The organism is Micromonospora sp. NPDC049900 (assembly GCF_044461025.1).
Lineage (GTDB): Bacteria > Actinomycetota > Actinomycetes > Mycobacteriales > Micromonosporaceae > Micromonospora.
Window position 1 is genome coordinate 245,768 of the sequence record NZ_JBITKM010000005.1, and the last position, 21,250, is coordinate 267,017.

Here is a 21,250-nt window from a genome sequence, read left to right on the forward strand (position 1 = left end):
AATCAGCTCGCGTCGGGACGCGGGGTCACGCCCAGCGCCGCGCACGCCTCCCGGTACATCCGGGCGGCCTCGGCCCGGATCTGCCGCCGCTCGGTGAGCGGGGCACTGAAGGGCACCCGCACCGGGACCTGGTCACCGTCCACAGTGGCCGTGAAGTACATCGCCTCGGCGTCCATGCCGGACATGGTCGCCGCGGTGGCGGCCGACGCACCGCCCAGCCCCTGGCAGATCAGCCGGCAGTCGTCGGCGTGGTCGGTGTTCATGTGCTGCATGACGGCCGACACCACGTCGGGCGGGAACGGCTCCGCCGCGCTCACGCCGCACTCCCCCGCACCACGTCGCGGCCCAGTTCGGCGATCATCTCGGTGTTCAGCCGGTACGCCCACGACACCTCGTCCAGGAAGCGTTGCCGCTCGACCTCGTCCCACGGTGCCGTGTCGAGCAGTTCGCGGTAGTGCTGCTTGAAGTCCTTCGCGTCCAGGTCCGGGAAGAGGAAGAAGCGGACACCGTCGGTGTCGAGCGCGAACGTGCGGCGTACCGCCCGCACCATGACCTGCCCCCCGGAGAGGTCACCCATGTACCGCGTGTAGTGGTGGGCGACGAAGCCCGCCGGCCAGGTGAACGCGACCTCGCGCAGGCGTTCCCGGTACTGCCGGGTGGCGGGGCTCGGCGCGATCCGGGTGGCCCAGTCGGGGCCGTGCAGGAACCGCAGGTCGTCGACGATGCGGGGCAGGCGGTGCAGTTCCTCGACGACGAACGGCCCGGCCACCGGGTCGTCCCGCATCGCCTCGGCGGCCTCCTCCAACGTCTGGTAGACGACGTGGAGTTGCTCCAACAGCGCCGCGTACCCGGCCCGGTCGAGCTGCCCCGACAGCAGGGCGTCGAAATACGTGGCGTGCTGCGCGGCCCGGTGGTCCGCCCTGGTCAACTCGCGCACCTGTGCGGCGAACCCCATGAACACCTCCTGTTAGGTAAGGCTAACCTATCATGATCACGACCTGGTGGGGAGAGGGCACCAGGTCAACATTCCAGGAAGGTAAACCCTTGTACCGCTTGGTCGGCTGGCCTGGCGCGGTCCACGACATCTTGCGACGCTAGTGATCGTGTATGACTACGACCTGTTGGTACTGGGCTCAGGGCCGAGCGGTCAGAAGGCCGCCATCGCCGCCGCCAAACTCGGCCGACGGGTGGCCGTCGTGGATCGGCGCGACATGCTCGGCGGAGTCTGCATCAACACCGGCACCGTCCCCTCGAAGACCCTACGCGAAGCCGTGCTCTATCTGACCGGACTGAGCCAACGAGACCTCTACGGCAGCAGCTACCGCGTGAAGGACGAGATCACCGTCAGCGACCTGGCGGCCCGTACCCAACACGTGATCAACCGACAGACCGACGTCATCCGCAACCAGTTGACCCGCAACCGGGTCACCCTGATCACCGGCACCGGCCGCTTCGCCGACCCGCACTCGGTCTGGGTCGACGGCGGTTCCGGACGGGACTCGAAGATCACGTTCGACAAGGCCATCATCGCCGCCGGCACCCGCCCGGCCCGGCCGGACAGCGTCGACTTCGACGACCGGACCATCGTCGACTCCGACGGCGTCATCAACCTCCAGGCCGTACCGCGCAGCATGGTGGTGGTCGGCGCGGGTGTGATCGGCATGGAGTACGCCTCCATGTTCGCCGCGCTGGGCACGAAGGTGACCGTGGTGGAACGCCGCGAACGGATGCTCGACTTCTGCGACGAGGAGATCATCGAGTCACTCAAGTACCACCTGCGCGACCTGTCGGTGACGTTCCGCTTCGGCGAGGAGGTCGCCGCGGTGGAGAAGCACCAGAACGCGGCGCTGTGCGTACTCAAGAGCGGCAAGCGGATCGTCGCGGACACGGTGATGTACTCGGCCGGACGGCAGGGCCAGACCGACGGGCTGGCCCTGGAGGCGGCCGGGTTGACCGCCGACCGGCGCGGCCGGATCGAGGTCGACGCGAACTACCGGACGTCGGTGGAGAACATCTACGCCGTCGGTGACGTGATCGGCTTCCCGGCGCTGGCCTCCACCTCGATGGAACAGGGCCGGCTGGCCGCCCAGCACGCCTGCGGCGAGCCGGAACGCCCGATGCACGAGTTGCAGCCGATCGGTATCTACACGATCCCGGAGATCAGCTTCGTCGGGAGGACCGAGGACGAGCTGACCGAGAGCGCCACCCCGTTCGAGGTAGGCATCGCCCGCTACCGCGAGCTGGCGCGCGGCCAGATCGTGGGCGACTCGTACGGCATGCTGAAGCTGCTCGTCTCACCGGACGACGGTCGACTGCTGGGCGTGCACGTCTTCGGCACCGGCGCCACCGAGATCGTCCACATCGGACAGGCGGTGATGGGCTGCGGCGGCACGGTCGACTACCTGGTCGACACGGTGTTCAACTACCCGACGCTGGCCGAGGCGTACAAGGTCGCGGCACTGGACGCGTCCAACAAGTTCCGCAACATCACCCGGATCGACAACTGACCGTCCGGCCCGGTCTCGCCGCCGTCCCTCCGACGGCGGCGAGACCAGGCCACCGGTGGGTGGTCGACCCGCGCCCCTCGTCCGCTCCTGCGCGGCGCCGTCATCTGACGTTCGGGCCCCGATGGTTTCCGGTGCGGCGCCTGTCGAGCTGAACCGTTCACGCCGTCGCCCATCGTGACCAACCAACCGGGCAGCCACCGACCGGGCAGTCCACTGAGTCAGCTCGACAGCGGCCCGACCGGAGCAGGGCCCGCACCGGCGAGATGACGGTCCACGGCGGAGGTGACTCAGGCGGCGACCGGCGTCGCAGGGCGCACCGGGCTGAGGTGTCGGGCGTACGCGCCGGTGGTGAAGAAGGCCGGCAGGTCCTCGCCGAGCGCGGTTTCCTCGACGATGCGCGCCGCGTGCCCGGCGCGCTCGCGCCCGGCGGCGTCGCCGCGCCCCGCGACCAGGGCGGCCGACTCCTCGGCGAGGATGGTCCGGACCCGGTCGTGGGTCACGCTGCCGCCACCGGCCAGCGGTGTGCCGTGGTGCAGCCACTGCCAGACCTGGCAGCGGGCGATCTCGGCGGTCGCCGCGTCCTCCATCAGGTTCCACAGCGCCACCGCACCGGCCCCGGCGAGCCAGGCGTCGACGTAGTGCAGCGCCACCGCGATGTTGGACCGTAGCCCGGACTCGGTGACCCGGCCGGGGGTCTTGTCCACGGCGAGCAGGTCGGCGGCGGTGACCTCGACGTCGTCGCGCTGCCGGTCGAGTTGGTGCGGGCGTTCGCCGAGCACCGCGTCGAAGACCTCGCGGCACGTCGGCACCAGGCCGGGGTGGGCGACCCAGGAGCCGTCGAAACCGGCGGCGGCCTCCCGTTGCTTGTCGGCCCGCACCCGGCTCAGCGCCGTCTCGTTGACCTCCGGGTCCCGGCTGGGCACGAACGCGGCCATTCCGCCGATCGCGTGCGCCCCGCGCCGGTGACAGGTCCGCACCAGCAGCTCGGTGTACGCGCGCATGAACGGCACGGTCATCGTCACCTCGGCGCGGTCCGGCAGGACGAAGTCCGGCCACTGCCCGAAGTTCTTGATGATGCTGAAGATGTAGTCCCACCGGCCGGCGTTCAGCCCCGCCGAGTGGTCCCGCAACTCGTAGAGGATCTCCTCCATCTCGAAGGCGGCGGTGATCGTCTCGATCAGGGTGGTCGCCCGGATCGTGCCCTGCGGCAGCCGCAGGTAGTGCTGGGCGAAGACGAAGATGTCGTTCCACAGCCGCGCCTCGCGGTGGTCCTCCAGCTTCGGCAGATAGAAGTACGGTCCCGCACCGGCCGCGAGTTGCCGCCGGGCGCAGTGGAAGAGGTAGAGCCCGAAGTCGACCAGGCTGGCCGAGATCGGCCGCCCGTCCACCACGATCCCCTTCTCCACCAGGTGCCAGCCGCGCGGGCGGACCACGATGGTGGCCAGGTCGTCGCCGAGGGCGTATCGCTTGCCGCGCGCGTCGGTGAAGTCGATCCGCCGGTCCAGGGCGTCCATCAGGTTGAGCTGTCCCCGGATGACGTTGTCCCAGGTGGGGGCCGTGGCGTCCTCGAAGTCGGCGAGCCAGACCCGGGCACCGGAGTTCAGCGCGTTGATCGTCATCTTGCGGTCCGGCGGGCCGGTGATCTCGACCCGCCGGTCCTCCAGCCCGGGGGCGGGTGGCGCCACGCGCCAGCTCGGATCGGCGCGGACGCCGATGGTCTCCGGCAGGAAGTCGGGCAACTGGCCGGTGGCGAACCGGTCCCGGCGGGCCCGCCGGGTGTCCAGCAGCGCCACCCGGCGGGCGGCGAACTCGCTGTCCAGCGTGACCAGGAACTCCAACGCCTCGGGGGTGAGCACCTCGGCGAAGCGCTCCGCCACCGGGCCGATGATCTCGTATCTCATGCGAACTGCTCCTCCTCGGTCGACCCGCGCAGCGCGGTGGTCTCGGCGGCCGGGTTGAGCACCGTGCTGATCAGGTCGAAGTAGCCGGTGCCCACCTCGCGCTGGTGCTTGACCGCGGTGTAGCCGGCCGACTCGGCCGCGAACTCCCGCTCCTGGAGCGACACGTACGCCGGCATCCCCTCGGCGGCGTAGCCCCGGGCCAGGTCGAACATCGAGTAGTTCAGCGCGTGGAAGCCGGCCAGCGTGATGAACTGGAACCGGTATCCCATGTGGCCGAGTTCGCGCTGGAACTTGGCGATGGTGGCGTCGTCGAGGTGCTTGCGCCAGTTGAACGAGGGTGAGCAGTTGTAGGCGAGCAACTGGTCCGGGTACTCGTCCTTGACCGCCTCGGCGAAGCGGCGGGCGACCTCCAGGTCCGGCGTGCTGGTCTCCATCCAGATCAGGTCGGAGTGCGGGGCGTACGCGAGCCCTCGGGCGATGCACGGCTCGATGCCGTTGCGGACCCGGTAGAAGCCCTCCGGGGTGCGCTCGCCGGTGACGAAGGGGCGGTCCCGCTCGTCCACGTCGGTGGTGAGCAGCGTGGCCGCCTGCGCGTCGGTACGGGCCACCACCACGGTCGGCACCCCGGCCACGTCGGCGGCGAGGCGGGCTGCCTCCAGCGTACGGATGTGCTGCCCGGTGGGGATGAGCACCTTCCCGCCGAGGTGGCCGCACTTCTTCTCGGCGGCGAGTTGGTCCTCCCAGTGCACCCCGGCCGCGCCGGCCGCGATCATGGCGCTCATCAGCTCGTACGCGTTGAGCACGCCACCGAAACCGGCCTCGGCGTCGGCGACGATCGGGGCCAGCCAGTCGATGCCCGAGGTGTCGCCCTCGGCGGTGGTGATCTGGGCGGCCCGCAGCAGGGCGTTGTTGATCCTGCGCACCACCGCCGGCACCGAGTTGGCCGGGTAGAGGCTCTGGTCCGGATAGGTGTGTCCGGCCAGGTTGGCGTCGGCGGCCACCTGCCAGCCGGACAGGTAGATCGCCTTGAGTCCGGCCCGGACCATCTGCACCGCCTGGTTGCCGGTGAGCGCGCCCAGCGCGTGGACGTAGTCCTCGCTGGTGAGCAGCCGCCACAGCCGGTTGGCGCCGTGCCGGGCCAGGGTGTGCTCCTCCTGGATGGCGCCGCGCAACCGGATGACGTCCTCGGCGCGGTAGCTGCGCCGTACTCCGCGCCAACGCGGGTTGGTCTCCCATTCGTGCTGCAACTGCTCGACCGCGGAAAGCATCGTATTCATCCCCTTCGGGTTTCCGATTGACCTGTCGGCGCGTCGACGGCGACGCCGTTCACCGATGTGCCACAGACGGTCACACGGCTTGTCGGGGCCGGTCGAGAGACGGAAACAGCCAATTATTGAAAAGCCGGAGAGCGATTTTGCAAAGTTGCGAAAGCACCTATTCGCAGCAGTGCTAATGTGGCCCGACCCAGTCCGCCGATCGGGAGGTGCGGCGATGACCAAGACCTTCGCCGGCGCTCGCCTGCGCCGGCTGCGCGAGGAGCGTGGGATCAGCCAGACGGAGCTGGCCCGGCACCTCGGCATCTCCCCGAGCTACCTGAACCAGATCGAGCACGACACCCGCCCGTTGACCGTGCCGGTGCTGCTGCGGATCACCGAGCTGTTCGGTGTCGACCCGACCGTGTTCGCCGCGCACGACACCCCGCGCCTGGTCGCCGGGCTGCGCGAGGCCCTGCCCGCCCGGGCCGGGATCACCGAACTCACCGAACTCGCCACCCGGCTGCCCGACGTCGCCGCCGCCGTCATCGACCTGCACCGGCGCTACCAGCAGGTCGACGAGCAGCTCGCCGAGCTGGTCGGTGACCGGGAGCGGATCGGGCGCAGCCCGCACGACCAGGTGACCGAGTTCTTCTACCGCCGGCAGAACTACGTGCCGGACCTGGACGAGGAGGCCGAGCGACTGGCCGCCCGGATGGCGTTGCGCCGGGGCGAGGTGCGCGTCCTGCTGCGCGACCGGTTGGCGCAGCGACACGGGGTACGCGTCACCCGCGAGGAGCCCGGCTCGCTCGGCGGCGACCTGCACCGCTACCGCCCGCAGACCCGCACGCTGCACCTGTCCACCTCACTGCGGGGCGGGCAGGAGGCGATGCGGATGGCCGCGCAGATCGCGTTGCTGGAGTTCGCCGACGTGATCGACGAGATCGTCGAGTCGGAGAACTTCGACGACGTGCAGACCCAGATCCTCACCCGGGTCGGCCTGGCAAACTACTTCGCGGCGGCGCTGCTGCTGCCGTACGAGCACTTCCTGGCCGCCGCCGAGCAGCGCCGCTACGACATCGACCTGCTGACCCAGCACTACGCCCTCGGCTGGGAGACGGTCTGCCACCGCCTCAGCACCCTGCAACGCCCCCGGGCGCGCGGCGTGCCGTTCTCCTTCGTCCGGGTGGACCGGGCCGGCAACATGTCCAAACGGCAGTCCGCCACCGGTTTCCCGTTCTCCCGCACCGGCGGCACCTGCCCGCTGTGGAACGTCTACGAGGCGTTCGGCGCGCCCGGACGGGTGGTCACCCAGGTCGCCGCGATGCCCGACGGGCAGCGCTACCTCTGGATCGCCCGCACCATCACCCGCCACCACGGCGGCTACGGCCAACCCGGCAAGGTGTACGCGATCGGGCTGGGCTGCGAGACGCGGCACGCCGGGCGGTTGGTCTACTCCACCGGGATGGACCTGCACGCGGCCGAGGCGGCCATCCCGATCGGGCCCGGCTGCAAGACCTGCGAGCGGATGAGCTGCCCGCAGCGGGCCGCCCCGCCGATCAGCCGGCACCTGGACCTGGACGAGAACCGCAGCACGTTCATTCCGTACCCGCTGCGGGACTGAACCCGGCACCGGCGCGCGTAGCCCGACCCGCCGACGGCCTGCTATAGATGGTGGTTGATGTCGATGTGATCCGCCCACCCCCGTCGCGCGGGGCCACCACCACGCCGCCCCACCGACGGGCCGTCCACATCGGAGACCGCATGACACGTCACGCTCGCGTCCTGTCCCCCCTGGCCGTACTCGTCGTGCTGGCCGCGCTGCTCACACCGGTCCCCCCCGCCCGGGCCGTGCCGCCGAAGACGCCCCCGCTCACCACCCCCTGGACCAGCCAGGCGCTGGTCGGCACGCCGCTGCCGGAGTACCCGCGACCGCAGATGACCCGACCCGACTGGCTCAACCTCAACGGCGAGTGGCAACTGCGCCAGTCCGCCACCGACGACGCCCCGCAGTTCGGCGTCGACCTGCCGGAGCGGGTCAACGTGCCGTTCCCGGTGGAGAGCGCCCTGTCCGGGGTGCAGCGCGCCGCCGCCGACAACCGTCACCATCTGCACTACCGCCGCACCGTCACGGTGCCGGCCGACTGGTCGGGCCGCCGCGTCCTGCTGCACTTCGGCGCGGTGGACTGGCAGGCCACGGTCTGGGTCAACGGCACCCGGGTCGGCACCCACAGCGGCGGCTACGACGCGTTCAGCTTCGACGTCACGCCGCAGTTGCGCACCGGCCAGAACGAGATCGTGGTCAAGGTCTGGGACCCCACCGACAGTCGGCAGAACGGCAGCCTTCCGCCGATCGGCAAGCAGACCAGGACACCGAACGGCATCTTCTACACGCCGGTCTCCGGCATCTGGCAGACCGTCTGGCTGGAACCCGTGCCCGCCGCCTCGATCAGCCGGGTCGACACGTACCCGAACCTCGCCGACGACACGCTGCGGGTGCGGGTGCACACCCGCGGCACCGTCACCGGCCACCGCGTGCTCGCCGAGGCCCTGACCGGCGGCACCGTGGTCGGCACCGCCACCGGCGGTTTCACCGAGTTCACCGTGCCGGTGCCGAACGCCCGCCGCTGGTCCCCCGACGACCCGTTCCTGTACGACCTGCGGATCACGTTGCGCAACGCCGCCGGTGCGCCGGTGGACCGGACCACCCACTACTTCGGCATGCGGGAGATCACCACCCGGATGGTCGGCGGTGTGCTGCGTCCGCTGCTCAACGGCGAGTTCGTCTTCCAGGCCGGCACTCTCGACCAGGGCTACTGGCCGGACGGCCTCTACACCGCGCCCACCGACGAAGCCCTCGCCTTCGACCTGCGGAAACACAAGGACCTCGGGTTCAACATGGTGCGCAAGCACATCAAGGTCGAACCGCAGCGGTGGTTCTATCACGCCGACCGCCTCGGCCTGCTGGTCTGGCAGGACATCCCGTCGCTGACCGCGCAGGAGGTCGACGCGACCGACGCCCAGCAGGCCCAGTTCGAGGCGGAGGCCCGGGAGATCGTCGACGAGCACCGCAGCAGCCCGGCGGTGGTCGCCTACACGGTCTACAACGAGGGTTGGGGTGAACGGGCGCTCGCCGACACCCGACGGGTCGGTCAGAACGTCAAGAACCAGGACCCGACCCGGCTGGTCAACACGCACAGCGGCTACAACTGCTGCCAGTCGCTCGGCGACCCGGGCAACGGCGACATCGACGACTGGCACGTCTATCTCGGGCCCGCCTCCCCCGCGCCGTCCGCCTCCCGGATCGCGGTGCTCGGCGAGTTCGGCGGCCTCGGACTGCGGGTACCCGGGCACGAGTACAGCCCCAGCGGCGGCTTCTTCGCGTACGAGTGGCAGCCCACCTCGACGGCGCTGACCGACCGGTACGTCGGACTGGTGGAGGGCACCCGGAACCTGATGGTCGGCACCGGTCTCAGCGCCTCGGTCTACACCGAGATCATCGATCTGGAGGGCGAGCTGAACGGCTTCCTCACCTACGACCGCCGGGTGGTCAAGATGGACGAGGCCCGGGTACGCGCCGCCAACCGCGCCCTGATCGACGCGTCCCGGTCGATCACGCCCCGGCAACCGGTCGCGCTGCCGGTGGGCGCCCGCCGCTCGTTGCAGGTGACCACGCCCGGGCACACCGGGCGGTACCTGCGGCACCAGAACGGGCTGGCGTACACCGAGATCGTCACCGAGGGCAGCGCGGCGCTGCTCAAACAGGACGCCACGTACACGATCCGGACGGGCCTGGCCGATGGGAGCTGCTACTCCTTCGAGTCGGTGAACTACCCGGGGCAGTACCTTCGCCACGCCGACTCCCGGGTACGCAACTCGCCCGACGACGGATCCGCGCTGATGCGCGCGGACGCCACCTGGTGCGCCCGTACCGGGCTCACCGGCAGCGGCGTGTCGCTGGAGTCGTACAACTATCGGGGGTCCTTCCTGCGCCACTACGACTCGCAGGTGTGGTTGAGCAACGGCGCGGGTGGTGCCGCGTACCAGTCGCCCGCGCTCTGGGCGGTGGACAGCACCTGGCAGGTCGCGAGTCCCTGGGCGCCCTGACCCGCCGTCCGCGACCCGGTGGTCCGGACCGACCGGTCCGGACCACCGGCGCGGCCACCCGCCCCGATCATGCCGGTCGCGCAGCGTCACGACCGCGACGGAGCTGCCGATACACTTGCCACCCCTCCGCACGTCCAGGACAGGTGCATTGGCTCGTCGTCGCTTCCGCGTCCCCCGTCCGCTGCGCGCCGCCCTCGGCCTGCTGTCGGCCGCCGCGCTGCTGGCCGGCTGCACGGCGACCGCCCCGCCCACCACGCCCACCCCGCTGCGAGTGCTCCAGATGAACCTCTGCAACAGCGGCATGGCCACCGGCTGCTACACCGGGCGGGCGGTGGACCAGGCCGCCGAGGTGATCCGCGCCGAACGCCCGGACATCGTCACGCTCAACGAGATCTGCTCCGGTGACGTGGACGCGTTGGAGCGCGCCATGACCGGGGTGCACTCCGGCACCGTGGTCGCGGCCTTCCAGCCCGCCCGCAACGGTCGCACCGGAGAGCCCTACCGCTGCGTCAACGGCCAGCAGTACGGCGTCGGCCTGGTGACCCACATCGCCGACCCGTACCGGGGGCACGAGCTGCACCGGGGGGTCTTCCCGGCGCAGGACCCGGCCGACCCCGAGCAGCGCGCCTGGCTCTGCGTGGACGCCAGCACCGTGTTCTACGCGTGCACCACGCACCTGGCGTACACCAGCTCGACGCTGGCGCTGGCCCAGTGCGGGCACCTGCTCGGGGTGGCCGTGCCCGAGCTGCACGCCGGTGCCGGCTACCAGCCCACCGTGGTCAGCGGTGACCTCAACCTGCGGCACGGCGGCACGCCCGACGTGCGGTCCTGCGTACCCGCCGACTACCAGCACCTGCACGACGGCGGGGTGCAGCAGTTCATGGCCACCCCGGACCTGACGGTCACCTCCAGCAGGTCGATCGGCATGCGCGGCACGACCGACCACGCGGCGTTCCTGGTCACCCTCACCACCGAGCGGGCCGAACACCCCGCCGCCTGACGGCCGCGGCAGTCAGTCCCACCAGAACGCCCAGGTCGGGGCGTTGACGATGCGGTCCGCGTAACCCGCGAGCGTGCACGGGCTCTGCCCCTGCCAGATGTTGTCCGGGCAGAAGGCGAAATGCTCGGCCGCGATCGGCAGCGCCTCCTCGACGGTCGTCGGCGGGGCGGCGACCGACAGGTACAGCTCGGCGAAGCCGAGGCCGATCACGCGCACCCCGAACCGGTCCTCCCAACTGCGCAGCACCGCGGAGAGTCGGCCGGCGTCGTTGGTGTAGTTGACCGGCCCCTGCCAGCCGACGACGGCCAGCGCGTCGCTGCCCCGCTCGGCGGCGACCAGACCGAGCCGCATGTCGGGCTGGGCCAGCGACAACTGCTCGGCCCAGTGGTCGGCGTGCTCCTGCGGCGCCACCCGGGGCGACGCCGGTGCGGCCAGACCGGGCCAGTCCTGGCCGTACGGCGCGATGACGGCGAGCTGCCGGCTGGTCGGCTCACCACCCTCGTAGTTGGTGGTGTGGTTTGACCACCATCCGGCCAGCAGCCGCTCGGGGTCGTGCTCCGCCGGGTCGGAACTGCTCGCCGGCCACAGCTCGCCGTCGGACCAGGGGCGGTCCGGATCGCCGTGCAGGTGGTCGAGGAGCAGCGGCCACAGCCCCGACGTCGCGTGCGCCGCGTGCAGCTCCGGCCACAGTCCGGACGGGGCCGGGCCGTCGCTGAGCCACAGCGCGGGACGCTCGTCGGGAGCCTCCTCGCTGCGGACCGTCCGGCCTCGCGGAAGCGACACGGGCAGGGTGCGGCGGCGCGACTGCGCGTCGGCGAACAGCTCGGTCAGGTCGGTGGGAAGGTCGTTCAACTGCGAGGTCACGAGGCGTGAGGATAGTCGCCGACACCGACAACTCCGGCCGACGAGCCGGTCGCTCCGACCCGTGTCATCCCGGTGCGCCGGTGCCCCACGCGGCCCGGACCAGTGCGGGCAGCACCCGGGCGGCAGAGCCGCGCAGGTTCCCGTCGGCGACCGCGTCCAGCGGCGTCGCCGCCGGGTCGACCTGGATCACCGTGGCACCCCCGGTGAAGATCACCACGCGGCGGGCCTCCCGCAGCGCCGTCACGGCCGCCGGAGTCACCGGCTCGGTCAACCGACACGCCCCTTCCGGTACGACGCACCGCTCCCGCCGTCAGTCGGCCAGGATCTGCTCGCGCAGGATGTCGGCGTGACCGCAGTGCTCGGCCAGCTCGCGCAGCACGTGCAGGTAAACCCAGCGCAGCGGGATCGGGCCGCGTCGGTTGCCGTGTAGCAGGTCGTCCAGCCCCAGCGGGGCGGTGGCGCGACGGGACGCCGCACACGCCTGCCGGTGTGCCTCCTGGACGCCGGCGACGGTGTCACCGTCGTCGAGCAGGAACGACTCGTCCGGCGTGGCCGGGATGCCGATCTCGGCACGCGACCGGCGCGTCACCGCCTCGTCGAACCAGACCTTCTCCACGAAGGTCGCGTGCTTGACCAGACCCAGCAGGGTCGTCCGGGACGGCACCAACGATCGACGCGCCTGCTCCTCGGTCAGCCCGTCGAGACAGTGCTGGAGCTCGGCGCGGTGCTGGTCGACGAAGACCTCGAACTGCTCCCGCAGTGGCGCGTCGATGACCCGCTCGAAGTCGGGCACGGACGGTGATGACATGAGTGAAGCATGTCAACACCGTGACGGCGGGGCAAACAGGTCGGCGGATCCTCGCCGCGTGCTGCCGTCAGCAGAATGCCTTGGCCGGTCGCGGCCGGTCCGACCACCGACACCGACAGCCGACGCCGGTACGCTGACGCACTCGCCCGGCACGGTTACCACGTCACCGAGACCGTGGTCGAATACACCGACGAGATCGACCTGGACGCTCTTCTCGGCGGCGTCTACTCCAGCTTCCCGGTCGACGCCCTGCCCCCGGAGGAGCAGCGGACGGAGCTGTCCACGATGATCCGCGACGCGCTGGGCCCGGCCACCCGGTTCCGCGAGCACGTCCGCGTCTGCGTGCTGACCGGCCGGATCGGATAGTCCCGACCCGGCCGGTCGCAGGTCAGCGTTGCACGCGGGCGCCGGCTCCGCGCACCAGTGCCTCCACCTCGGCGAGGTTGGCCATCGACGTGTCGCCGGGGGTGGTCATCGCCAGGGCGCCGTGCGCGGCGCCGTACTCCACGGCCTGGGCCAGGTCGCCGTCGCGTTCCAGCAGGCCGTAGATCAGCCCGGAGGCGAAGCTGTCGCCACCACCGACCCGGTCCATGATCTCCAGGCCGGGCCGGTGGGTCGCCTCGGCGAACGCGCCGTTCGCCCACGCCACCGCACCCCAGTCGTTGACCGTCGCGCTGTGCACACCGCGCAGCGTGGTCGCCACGACCTTGAAGTTCGGGTACTCCCGGACGACCGACTCGATCATCGTCTTGAAGTTGCCGGTGTCCAGCGCGCCGCTGTGGATGTCGGTGTCCGGCACCTCGAAGCCGAGGCAGGCGGTGAAGTCCTCCTCGTTGCCGATCATCACGTCGACCAGGGCGGCGAGCCGACGGTTGACCTCGCGGGCGCGGTCCTGGCCGCCCACCGCCTTCCAGAGGCTGGGCCGGTAGTTCAGGTCGTAGGAGACGATCGTGCCGTGCCGGCGGGCGGCGGCCATCGCGGCCTCGGCGGTTTCGGCGGCCGTCTCGGACAGCGCGGCGTAGATCCCGCCGGTGTGCAGCCACCGCACCCCGAGCGTGCCGAAGAGGTGGTCCCAGTCGACGTCGTCCGGCTTGAGTTGGCTGGCGGCGGAGTGGCCCCGGTCGGAGGTGCCGACCGCCCCGCGGACGCCGAATCCGCGCTCGGTGAAGTTCAGTCCGTTGCGGACGCTGCGGCCGATGCCGTCGTAGGGCAGCCAGGTGACGAAGCTGGTGTCCACGCCGCCCTGCAGGATCAGGTCCTCCAGCAGTCGGCCGACCTCGTTCTGGGCGAACGCGGTGACCACCGCCGTCCGCAGACCGAAGCAGCGGCGCAGACCCCGGGCGACGTTGTACTCGCCACCGCCCTCCCAGGCCCGGAACTGACGCGCGGTGCGGACCCGGCCCTCACCGGGATCGAGCCGCAGCATGACCTCGCCGAGCGAGACCAGGTCGTACCGGCACTCGTCCTTCGGCCGAGGGGTCAACTCGCTCATGCCGTCACTCCGTTCCGCCGCGTGCCGCCACGAGGTCCCGCCGCACTGAACCCGATGATTCGCTCGCTCATGCCCGACCTCCCGCCGCCGCCACCGCCGCAGCGGTCCGGTCGGTGATCTCGTCCCACCGCTCACCGGCGACCAGGTCCGACGCCACCATCCAGGTCGCACCGACGGCCAGCACGGCGGGCAGGGCCAGGTACTCGTCGATCACGGCGGGCGTGATGCCGCCGGTGGGGATGAACCGGACGTCGCGGAACGGCGCCGCCAGCGCCTTGATCATCGGCGCGCCGCCCAGTAGTTGGGCGGGGAAGAACTTGACCACGTTCAGGCCGGCGTCGAGAGCCATCTGGATCTCGGTCGCGGTGGCCACGCCGGGAAAGACCGGCACGCCCGCCTCCTGGCAGAAACGCACCACGGCGGGCGCGAAACCGGGGGTCACCACGAACCGGGCACCGGCGGTGACCGCCCGCTCGGCCTGCTCGGCGGTGAGCACCGTGCCGGCACCGACCGTCAAGTCTCCGCGCCCGGCCACCGCCTTGATCGCGTCCAGCCCGGCGGCGGTACGCAGCGTCACCTCGATCGCCGACAGACCGCCCTGCACCAGAGCCGAGGCGAGTGGATCGGCGTGCCGAGCCTCCTCGAGGACCACCACCGGCAGCACCCGTCCGACATCAGGCTGTCCAGATCCTCGATCAGGTTGTTCAGATCCTTGAACGATAGTCACGTACGTGACCTTACTGGAGGCGTACCGGCTTCGCTAGAGTGGGCCGGTGCCCACCGCGCCAGAGGAGTTCCAGCCCGTCAAGTCGGCCGGGCGCACCCTCGACCTGCTCGAACTGCTCGCCGACCAGCCGCGCTCCTGGGCCCTGGGCGACCTGGCACGCGCCCTCGGCATCCCCAAGAGCAGCCTGCACGGGCTGCTGCGCACGCTGACCAGTCGCGGCTGGGTACAGACCGACGACACCGGCACCCGGTTCCGGCTCGGTCTGCGGGCCCTGCGGGTCGGCGCCGCCTATCTCGACGGGGACGACCGGGTCGGTCTGCTCGGCAGCGTCCTCGACGAACTGTCCCGCCGGTTCGGCGAGGCCGTCCACCTCGGTCGGCTCGACGGCGACCAGGTGGTCTACCTGGCCAAGCGGGAGTCGGTACACCGGCTGCGGCTCTACAGCGCGATCGGCCGACGGTTGCCGGCGCACGCCACCGCCCTCGGCAAGGCCCTGCTGGCCGGGCACCCGGAGCAGGCGGTCGACACGATGCTGACCTGGCCGCTGCCCCGCCTCACCCCACACACCGTCTGCGACCGAGAGGCCCTGCACTCGGCGCTGGCCGACGTCCGGAAAGTCGGGCACGCGGTGGACCGGGAGGAGAACGCCGAGGGCATCGTCTGCTTCGCGATGGCCGTCCCGCTGTCGTCCCCGGCGGTGGACGCGGTGAGCATCTCCGTTCCGGTCTCCCGGTTGCGGCCGGAGATCGAGTCGTCGATCGTCGCGGCGCTGCGGGAGATGGTCGGTGGTCTCACCCAGGCCCGCAGCATGGTGGTCGCGTAGCGGGGCTCGGGGCGGCGATGCCGCCCCGAGCCCTTCGACGCCGGTCAGCCCGGCCGGTGCCGAACGTCGGCGCTGGTCAGGCCGGCAGCCGCCAGACCTGGTTGGCGCCGCCGAAGCAGTCCCAGATCTGCAACCGGGTGCCGTCGGCGGAGCTGTTACCGGTGGCGTCCAGGCACCTGTTGGAAGCCGGGTTACGCAGCGTGCCGTTGGACTGGGCCTGCCAGACCTGGGCGGTGGTGCCGTTGCAGTCCCAGAGCTGGACGGGCGTGCCGTTGGCGGTGCCCGCACTGGTCACGTCGAGGCACTTGCCGAGCGCCCGCAGGGTGCCGCCGGAGGCCACCGTCCAACTCTGCGCATTCGTGCCGTTGCACGTGTAGAGCTGCACGGCCGTGCCGTTGGCGGAGCTGGCCGCGGCCACGTCCACGCACTTGCCGGCGATGCCGGTGATCGGGCCGGTCCGGCCGGTCGGCGGCGGGGTGCCACCACCCATGACGGTGTCGTAGATCGCGCTGACCAGCGAGGTCGAGCCGGTGGTGTCCTGGGTCAGCTCCCAGTTCATCATGCCGCCCGCGTTCGCCATCGCCCACTGGGTCTTGCGCTTGACGGTCGGGATGCCGTTGTAGCACTGCTGGACGCCGCCTACCGTGGTGCAGTCCCGGTTGGCGTTGGCCGGATCCATGCCGACGAGCTGGGTGTAGGTGTAGTAGCCGGGTCGGCTGTAGAAGGGCACGCCGAGGACGGCCTTGGCGGCCGGCAGTCCGCGCGCCTTCCACCCGTTCACCGCGTTGATCGACCAGTCGTAGTTGGCGTGTGGGCTGCCGCCGTCGTACGCCATGATGTTGAGGAAGTCGACGTGGTTGAAGACCGAGGTGGGCACGCCGTCGCGGTAGTAGCCCTCGGCGACCACGGCGGCGGTCAGCAGCTTGCCCTGCGGGCGCAGCGCGTTGCCGAGTTGCTGCATGAGCAGCGCGTAGTTCGCGGCCGAGGCGCCCGGGTCCGGGTACTCCCAGTCCATGTCGACGCCGTCGAGGCCGTACTGGTTGACGAAGGAGACCAGGCTGTTGACGAACGTGGTGCGGGTGCCGGCGTTGGCGGCGAGGGCCTCGAAGGCGCTGTCGTCGCCGTCGTTCCAGCCGCCGACGGCGATGGAGACCTTGACGTTGTTGGCCCGGGCCAGCGACACCAGCGAGGAGAGCTTGCTCGGGTTCTCCACCGGCCGCAGGGTGCCGTTGCTGTTGGGCAGCACGAACGCGTAGTTGATGTGGGTGAGCTTGCCGTACTGGACCGAGTTGACGTTGCCGGTCCAGGAGGGCATGTAGCCGACGCTCTTGAAGTTGTTCGGCAGGACCACGGCGTGCGCGGCGGTCGGGGTGACGGCGAGAGTCGCTCCGGCGGTGACCAGGGCGAGCAGGCCGGCGGCCAGGGCCGAACGGGGGCGGGGACGTGGTGCGGACATCGAGGGCCTTCCCGGTACGGATCACGGCGCCGTGCCGCCGCCCGGCGCCGGTGGTCGTGGGCGCCGGACGAGCGTACGGGTGGACAGGGTGGTTTCCTCGAGGCAGCAGAATCTTAAAGAGTGTTAACCGTTTAGGTCAATGACACCTTTCGATGGTGGCGCCGAAAGTCGGCCGACCGGGAGCGAAACTCGCCAAGCACACCACCGTCCCGGCGACAGCCGCTAGGTTCATCACCGATGCCGCCGGTGAACGCCGTACACGGCGTGGCTCGACGACGGGAGCAGGTCGTGCCGACAGCACAGCACGCCGACGCACTGCGGGACGCCGCCGTCGTGCTGACCGGTGCGACGAGCGGGATCGGCCGTGCCACCGCGCTGGCCATCGCCGACCGGCCCGGCAGTCTCGTCCTGCACGGGCCGGAGCCGGAGAGCCAGGTCGCCGACCTGCTCGACCAGGTGCGGTCCCGGCAACGCCGGGGTGCCGAGCTGACGTACGTGGCGGCCGACTACCACGACCTCGCCGAGGTCACCCGGCTGGCCGAACGGATCCGCGTCAAGGTCGACCCGATCGACGTGCTGATCAACAACGCCGGCCGCCCCGCGCCGGCCACCCGCACGCTCAGCGACGCCGGGAACGAGATCACCTTCCAGGTCGACTACCTGGCACCGTTCCTGCTCACCACCGACCTGATCGACCTGGTCGTGGGCCACGACCGGGGACGGATCGTCAACATCGTCTCCGCCACCCACCACTCGGCCACGTTGCACCTGGACGACCTCGACCTGAGCCGGCAGGCGTACACCCCGTCGGTCGCGTACGCACACGCCAAGCTCGCCCTGGTCACGTACACCGGATGGCTCGCCCGGAACCGGCCGTCACCCTCGCTGGACGTGGTCAGTCTGCACCCGGGCGTGATCTCGACCGGCCTGCTGCACGCGATGTTCCCGGTCCAGGGACAGCGCCCGGAGCAGGCCGCCGAGACCATCGTGCGGGTCGCCGCGCAGCGCGAGGACAACGGCACCTACTACGACGAGCGGGTCCCCGGCAGACCCCATCCGCAGTCCGTCGACCCGGAGGTCCAGGACCGGCTCTACGAGCGCACCGTGGAGTTGCTGCGGGGCCACCTCCCGGAGTGACGGGTGGGCCACCCGGCGACGCATAACATCGACCGGGATGGCTGATTCGCCCAGACGACGAAGGGTGACCCCGAGGTGTCCGCTGCCCCCACGTTCCGCAATCCCGTCGTCGCCGGATTCCACCCCGACCCCAGTGTCTGTCGGGCCGGCGAAGACTACTACCTGGTCTGTTCCAGCTTCGAGTACTTCCCCGGCGTACCCGTCTTCCACAGCCGGGACCTGGTCACCTGGCGGCAGATCGGCAACGTGCTGGACCGCCGCAGCCAGCTCGACCTGCCTCCGGACGCGCACGCCTCGGGCGGTGTCTTCGCGCCGACCATCCGTTACCACGACGGCCGGTTCTGGATGGTCACCACCAACGTCAGCATCGGCCGGCACCTGATCGTCACCGCCACCGATCCGGCCGGGCCCTGGTCCGACCCGGTCTACTTCGACCTGCCACACATCGACCCCTCGCTGGCCTGGGACGACGACGGCGACTGCTGGCTGACCCTGTCCGGGGTGGCGTCCTATCGGATCGACCCCGAGGGGGGCAAGGTCCTCGAAGGACCGGTCCCGATGTGGTCCGGCAGCGGCGGGCAGTACCCGGAGGCGCCGCACCTCTACCGCATCGGCGAGTGGTGGTATCTGCTGGTCTCCGAGGGCGGTACGCACACCGGGCACGCCGTCTCCGTCGCCCGCTCGCGCAGCGTCCGGGGCCCGTTCGAGCCCGCCCCGGGCAACCCGTTCCTCACCCACCGCAGCACCGGTCACCCGGTGCAGGCGACCGGGCACGCCGACCTGGTGCAGGCGACCGACGGTAGTTGGTGGATGGTGCTGCTCGGCATCCGGGCCAAGGGGCAGTGGCCGCCCTACCACGTGCTCGGACGGGAGACCTTCCTGGTGCCGGTGCGCTGGGAGGACGACTGGCCGGTGGTCGATCCGGTGCAGGAGGTGACCGTCGCGCCGGCCGGCAGTCCGCCCGCCCTGGCCGCGCCGCCCGGACCGGCCGCGTACCGGGACGACTTCGACGCCGCCGTGCTCGCGCCGGAGTGGATCTCGCTGCGTGACCGACCGGCGGACGCCTGGTCGCTGACCGAGCGGCCCGGCTGGCTCACCCTGCGGGCCGCCGGTACGACCCTGGACCGGGCCGGCGTCACCATGATGGCCCGCCGTCAGCAGCACCACGACTGCCGCGCCGCCGTGCGGGTCGACCCCGGCGCGGGTCGGGCCGGGTTGACGGTACGCATCGACGAGGCCCACCACTACGACATCGAGGTCGGTGACGGTCTGGTCCGGGTGGTCGGCCGGGTCGGGCCGTTCCGTCAGGTCTTCGGTGAGCGGCCGGTGCCCGCCGGTCCGGTGACCCTGACCGTCGCCACCCGGACCGACGACCTGCTCCCGCCGACCGTGACCGCCGCCGACCAGGTCACCGCCGCCGGTGCGCCGTTCGGCGTACGCGCCGCCGCCTGCGACACGGTCGGCTTCGCGGTGCTGACCGAGCAGGGGCCGGTCGTACTCGCCGAACTCGACGGGCGTTACCTGTCCACCGAGGTCGCCGCCGGCTTCACCGGTCGGGTGTTCGGCCTCTATGTGACCGAGGGCAGCGCGGCCTTCGACTGGTTCGACTACCGCCCGACCGGTCACGCCTGACCCGCACGGGCGAGCGCCCGCCCCCGGGTCTCGGGGACGGGCGCTCGCGTGGTGGTGGAGGTCGGCCGTGCGGCTCGGCGTCAGCCGACGGAGCAGGACCGGATCTGCGGACGGGCCGAGGAGTTGCCGTTCGTCATGGTGGTGAAGCCGAACGTGTTGCCGCTGCCGTTGGAACGCATCGTCATCACGTTGCCGCTGCTGTCCCAGGTGGGGTTGCCGCTCCAGGTGGCGGAGACACGCTGCGGCGAGGTGATCGCGACGACCACCGACCAGGTGCTGGCACCGCTGACCGTGACCGAGGTGTTGTAGCGGTCGCCCCAGACCTGACCCGGGGTGATCGTCGCGGTGCAGCCGCCCGGCGCCGGGGTGGTCGGCGGGGACGTCGGGTCGCCGCCGCCGGGGCTGCCGTTGTTCAACGCGGTGAGCACGGCGTCGTAGGCGGCCTTCTTGTTGCCGTTGCCGTCGAACAGCAGCGGGCTCTCGTTGGAACGCCACGAGTCGGAGTCCCGGATGCCCCAGACGGTGATGCCCTTGCAGCGCGCCACGGCGAGGCAGTCGTTGACCACGTTGCGGTACGCGTCGGTCGGCGCGTTGCGGATGTCCAGCTCGGTGATGTGCACGTCGACACCGAGGGCGGCGAAGCTGGACAGCGTGGTCCGGTAGTTGCTCGGGTAGTTCGAGCCGCCGGTGAAGTGCGACTGGAGGCCGACGCAGTCGATCGGTACGCCCCGGTTCTTGAAGTCCTGGACCATCCGGTAGACGGCCTGGGTCTTGGCGTCGTTCCAGTTGTCGATGTTGTAGTCGTTGTAACAGAGCTGCGCGTTCGGGTCCGCCTGGCGGGCCGCGCGGAAGGCGGCCTCGATCCAGTCGTTGCCGGTGCGCTGGAGGTTGGAGTCGCGGCGGGCCCCGCTCGACCCGTCCTGGAACGCCTCGTTCACCACGTCCCACCAGGCGATCTGGCCCCGGTAGTGGGTGGCCACCTGGGTCACGTGGTTGAGCATGGCGTTGCGCAGTGTGGTGCCGGACATGTTCTGCATCCAGCTCGGCTGCTGCGAGTGCCAGGCCAGGGTGTGGCCGCGGACCTGCATGCCACGGCTGAGCGCGTGCTGGACGAGCCGGTCGCCGTTGGCGTAGTTGAACTGGCCCTGGTTGGGCTGGAGCGCGTCGATCTTCATCTCGTTCTCGGCGGTGACCTGGTTGAACTCGCGGTTCAGGATGGTCGTGTACGCCGAGTCGTTGAGCCGGTTCACCGCGACGGCGGTGCCGAAGTAGCGGCCGCGTTCGGCGGCCGAGGCACCCAGGGTGCTCGCCGCGCTGGCGTTGCCCGGCAACACCACGGCACCTGCCACGGCCAGCATGCCGACGGCGGACAGCACGAGGGCCGCCCGCAGTCGTCTCGGCCGCTTGGGTGCGGGGGAAGAGTCGTTGCTCATCTCATGCTCCTTCCGGGTCCGGTGGCCCGACGGTGGGCAGCAGGAATCCGGACGCGCGGGATAGGGATGATGCCCGCGATCCCTGACAAAGGGACCGCATCGGCCTTACT

Annotated in this window: 19 protein-coding genes; 8 read left to right on the top strand and 11 right to left on the bottom strand. The window is 71.0% G+C overall.

Annotated elements, in window-relative coordinates; translation table 11 throughout:
* Nucleotides 1–2: 2 nt before the first annotated feature.
* Together ACIBMZ_RS15030 and ACIBMZ_RS15035 are read right to left on the bottom strand one after the other, a co-directional pair.
* Nucleotides 3–317 carry a DUF2470 domain-containing protein gene (locus ACIBMZ_RS15030; protein ID WP_396693940.1) on the bottom strand — a complete coding sequence of 105 codons (315 nt, stop codon included), beginning with the start codon at nucleotides 315–317 and terminating at the stop codon, nucleotides 3–5.
* Nucleotides 314–955 carry a heme oxygenase (biliverdin-producing) gene (locus tag ACIBMZ_RS15035; protein ID WP_396693942.1) on the bottom strand — a complete coding sequence of 214 codons (642 nt, stop codon included), beginning with the start codon at nucleotides 953–955 and terminating at the stop codon, nucleotides 314–316. Before ACIBMZ_RS15035 ends, ACIBMZ_RS15030 begins: the two co-directional genes overlap by 4 nt.
* 148 nt (nucleotides 956–1,103) lie before the next feature.
* Here ACIBMZ_RS15035 and sthA point away from each other — a divergent pair, with 148 nt between their 5' ends.
* On the top strand, nucleotides 1,104–2,507 hold the full coding sequence (sthA, locus tag ACIBMZ_RS15040; protein WP_396693944.1) for a Si-specific NAD(P)(+) transhydrogenase: 1,404 nt from the start codon (nucleotides 1,104–1,106) through the stop codon (nucleotides 2,505–2,507).
* 287 nt (nucleotides 2,508–2,794) lie between these two features.
* Here the strand turns inward: sthA and aceB are convergent, their stop codons facing one another.
* Nucleotides 2,795–4,408: a malate synthase A gene (gene aceB, locus ACIBMZ_RS15045; protein WP_396693946.1), complete on the bottom strand. Its 1,614-nt coding sequence runs from the start codon at nucleotides 4,406–4,408 to the stop codon at nucleotides 2,795–2,797.
* A complete protein-coding gene (gene aceA / locus ACIBMZ_RS15050) occupies nucleotides 4,405–5,685 on the bottom strand; it encodes an isocitrate lyase (protein ID WP_396693948.1) in 1,281 nt (426 codons plus the stop codon). The genes aceB and aceA overlap by 4 nt, the downstream gene beginning before the upstream one ends.
* Before the next feature lie 214 nt (nucleotides 5,686–5,899).
* Here aceA and ACIBMZ_RS15055 point away from each other — a divergent pair, with 214 nt between their 5' ends.
* From ACIBMZ_RS15055 to ACIBMZ_RS15065, 3 genes are all read left to right on the top strand, one after another.
* Nucleotides 5,900–7,285: a short-chain fatty acyl-CoA regulator family protein gene (locus ACIBMZ_RS15055; protein ID WP_396693950.1), complete on the top strand. Its 1,386-nt coding sequence runs from the start codon at nucleotides 5,900–5,902 to the stop codon at nucleotides 7,283–7,285.
* A 140-nt stretch (nucleotides 7,286–7,425) separates the two neighbouring features.
* Entirely contained in the window at nucleotides 7,426–9,768 is a 2,343-nt protein-coding gene (locus ACIBMZ_RS15060; RefSeq protein ID WP_396693952.1) for an AbfB domain-containing protein, read from the top strand.
* A 148-nt stretch (nucleotides 9,769–9,916) separates the two neighbouring features.
* Nucleotides 9,917–10,768, top strand: coding sequence for an endonuclease/exonuclease/phosphatase family protein (locus ACIBMZ_RS15065; protein WP_396693954.1), 852 nt, complete (start codon nucleotides 9,917–9,919; stop codon nucleotides 10,766–10,768).
* A gap of 12 nt (nucleotides 10,769–10,780) precedes the next feature.
* Here the strand turns inward: ACIBMZ_RS15065 and ACIBMZ_RS15070 are convergent, their stop codons facing one another.
* From ACIBMZ_RS15070 to ACIBMZ_RS15080, 3 genes are all read right to left on the bottom strand, one after another.
* Nucleotides 10,781–11,632, bottom strand: a complete 852-nt coding sequence (locus ACIBMZ_RS15070; protein ID WP_396693956.1) for a DUF4253 domain-containing protein — start codon at nucleotides 11,630–11,632, stop codon at nucleotides 10,781–10,783.
* Between the two features lie 64 nt (nucleotides 11,633–11,696).
* Nucleotides 11,697–11,903 carry a hypothetical protein gene (locus ACIBMZ_RS15075; RefSeq protein WP_396693958.1) on the bottom strand — a complete coding sequence of 69 codons (207 nt, stop codon included), beginning with the start codon at nucleotides 11,901–11,903 and terminating at the stop codon, nucleotides 11,697–11,699.
* Between the two features lie 39 nt (nucleotides 11,904–11,942).
* A complete protein-coding gene (locus ACIBMZ_RS15080; RefSeq protein WP_396693960.1) occupies nucleotides 11,943–12,440 on the bottom strand; it encodes a DinB family protein in 498 nt (165 codons plus the stop codon).
* A 75-nt stretch (nucleotides 12,441–12,515) separates the two neighbouring features.
* Here ACIBMZ_RS15080 and ACIBMZ_RS15085 point away from each other — a divergent pair, with 75 nt between their 5' ends.
* Nucleotides 12,516–12,806 carry a hypothetical protein gene (locus tag ACIBMZ_RS15085; RefSeq protein ID WP_396693962.1) on the top strand — a complete coding sequence of 97 codons (291 nt, stop codon included), beginning with the start codon at nucleotides 12,516–12,518 and terminating at the stop codon, nucleotides 12,804–12,806.
* Nucleotides 12,807–12,828: 22 nt separating this feature from the next.
* Here the strand turns inward: ACIBMZ_RS15085 and ACIBMZ_RS15090 are convergent, their stop codons facing one another.
* Both ACIBMZ_RS15090 and eda read right to left on the bottom strand, forming a co-directional pair.
* Complete coding sequence (locus ACIBMZ_RS15090; protein WP_396693964.1) at nucleotides 12,829–13,932, bottom strand: sugar kinase; 1,104 nt, start codon at nucleotides 13,930–13,932, stop codon at nucleotides 12,829–12,831.
* 67 nt (nucleotides 13,933–13,999) lie between these two features.
* Nucleotides 14,000–14,659, bottom strand: a complete 660-nt coding sequence (eda, locus tag ACIBMZ_RS15095) for a bifunctional 4-hydroxy-2-oxoglutarate aldolase/2-dehydro-3-deoxy-phosphogluconate aldolase (RefSeq protein WP_396693966.1) — start codon at nucleotides 14,657–14,659, stop codon at nucleotides 14,000–14,002.
* Nucleotides 14,660–14,705: 46 nt separating this feature from the next.
* On the opposite strand from eda, the gene ACIBMZ_RS15100 reads away from it, so the two are divergent.
* The gene (locus ACIBMZ_RS15100) at nucleotides 14,706–15,482 is read left to right on the top strand and encodes an IclR family transcriptional regulator (RefSeq protein WP_396693968.1); all 777 of its coding nucleotides are present in this window, start codon (nucleotides 14,706–14,708) and stop codon (nucleotides 15,480–15,482) included.
* A gap of 76 nt (nucleotides 15,483–15,558) precedes the next feature.
* Here ACIBMZ_RS15100 and ACIBMZ_RS15105 read toward each other — a convergent pair whose 3' ends face one another.
* Nucleotides 15,559–16,938, bottom strand: coding sequence for a glycosyl hydrolase family 18 protein (locus tag ACIBMZ_RS15105; RefSeq protein ID WP_396693969.1), 1,380 nt, complete (start codon nucleotides 16,936–16,938; stop codon nucleotides 15,559–15,561).
* Between the two features lie 288 nt (nucleotides 16,939–17,226).
* Here ACIBMZ_RS15105 and ACIBMZ_RS15110 point away from each other — a divergent pair, with 288 nt between their 5' ends.
* Together ACIBMZ_RS15110 and ACIBMZ_RS15115 are read left to right on the top strand one after the other, a co-directional pair.
* A complete protein-coding gene (locus ACIBMZ_RS15110) occupies nucleotides 17,227–18,075 on the top strand; it encodes an SDR family NAD(P)-dependent oxidoreductase (protein ID WP_396693971.1) in 849 nt (282 codons plus the stop codon).
* 75 nt (nucleotides 18,076–18,150) lie between these two features.
* A complete protein-coding gene (locus ACIBMZ_RS15115; protein ID WP_396693973.1) occupies nucleotides 18,151–19,707 on the top strand; it encodes a glycoside hydrolase family 43 protein in 1,557 nt (518 codons plus the stop codon).
* A gap of 80 nt (nucleotides 19,708–19,787) precedes the next feature.
* Here ACIBMZ_RS15115 and ACIBMZ_RS15120 read toward each other — a convergent pair whose 3' ends face one another.
* Nucleotides 19,788–21,140, bottom strand: a complete 1,353-nt coding sequence (locus tag ACIBMZ_RS15120) for an endo-1,4-beta-xylanase (RefSeq protein WP_396693975.1) — start codon at nucleotides 21,138–21,140, stop codon at nucleotides 19,788–19,790.
* Nucleotides 21,141–21,250 lie beyond the last annotated feature (110 nt).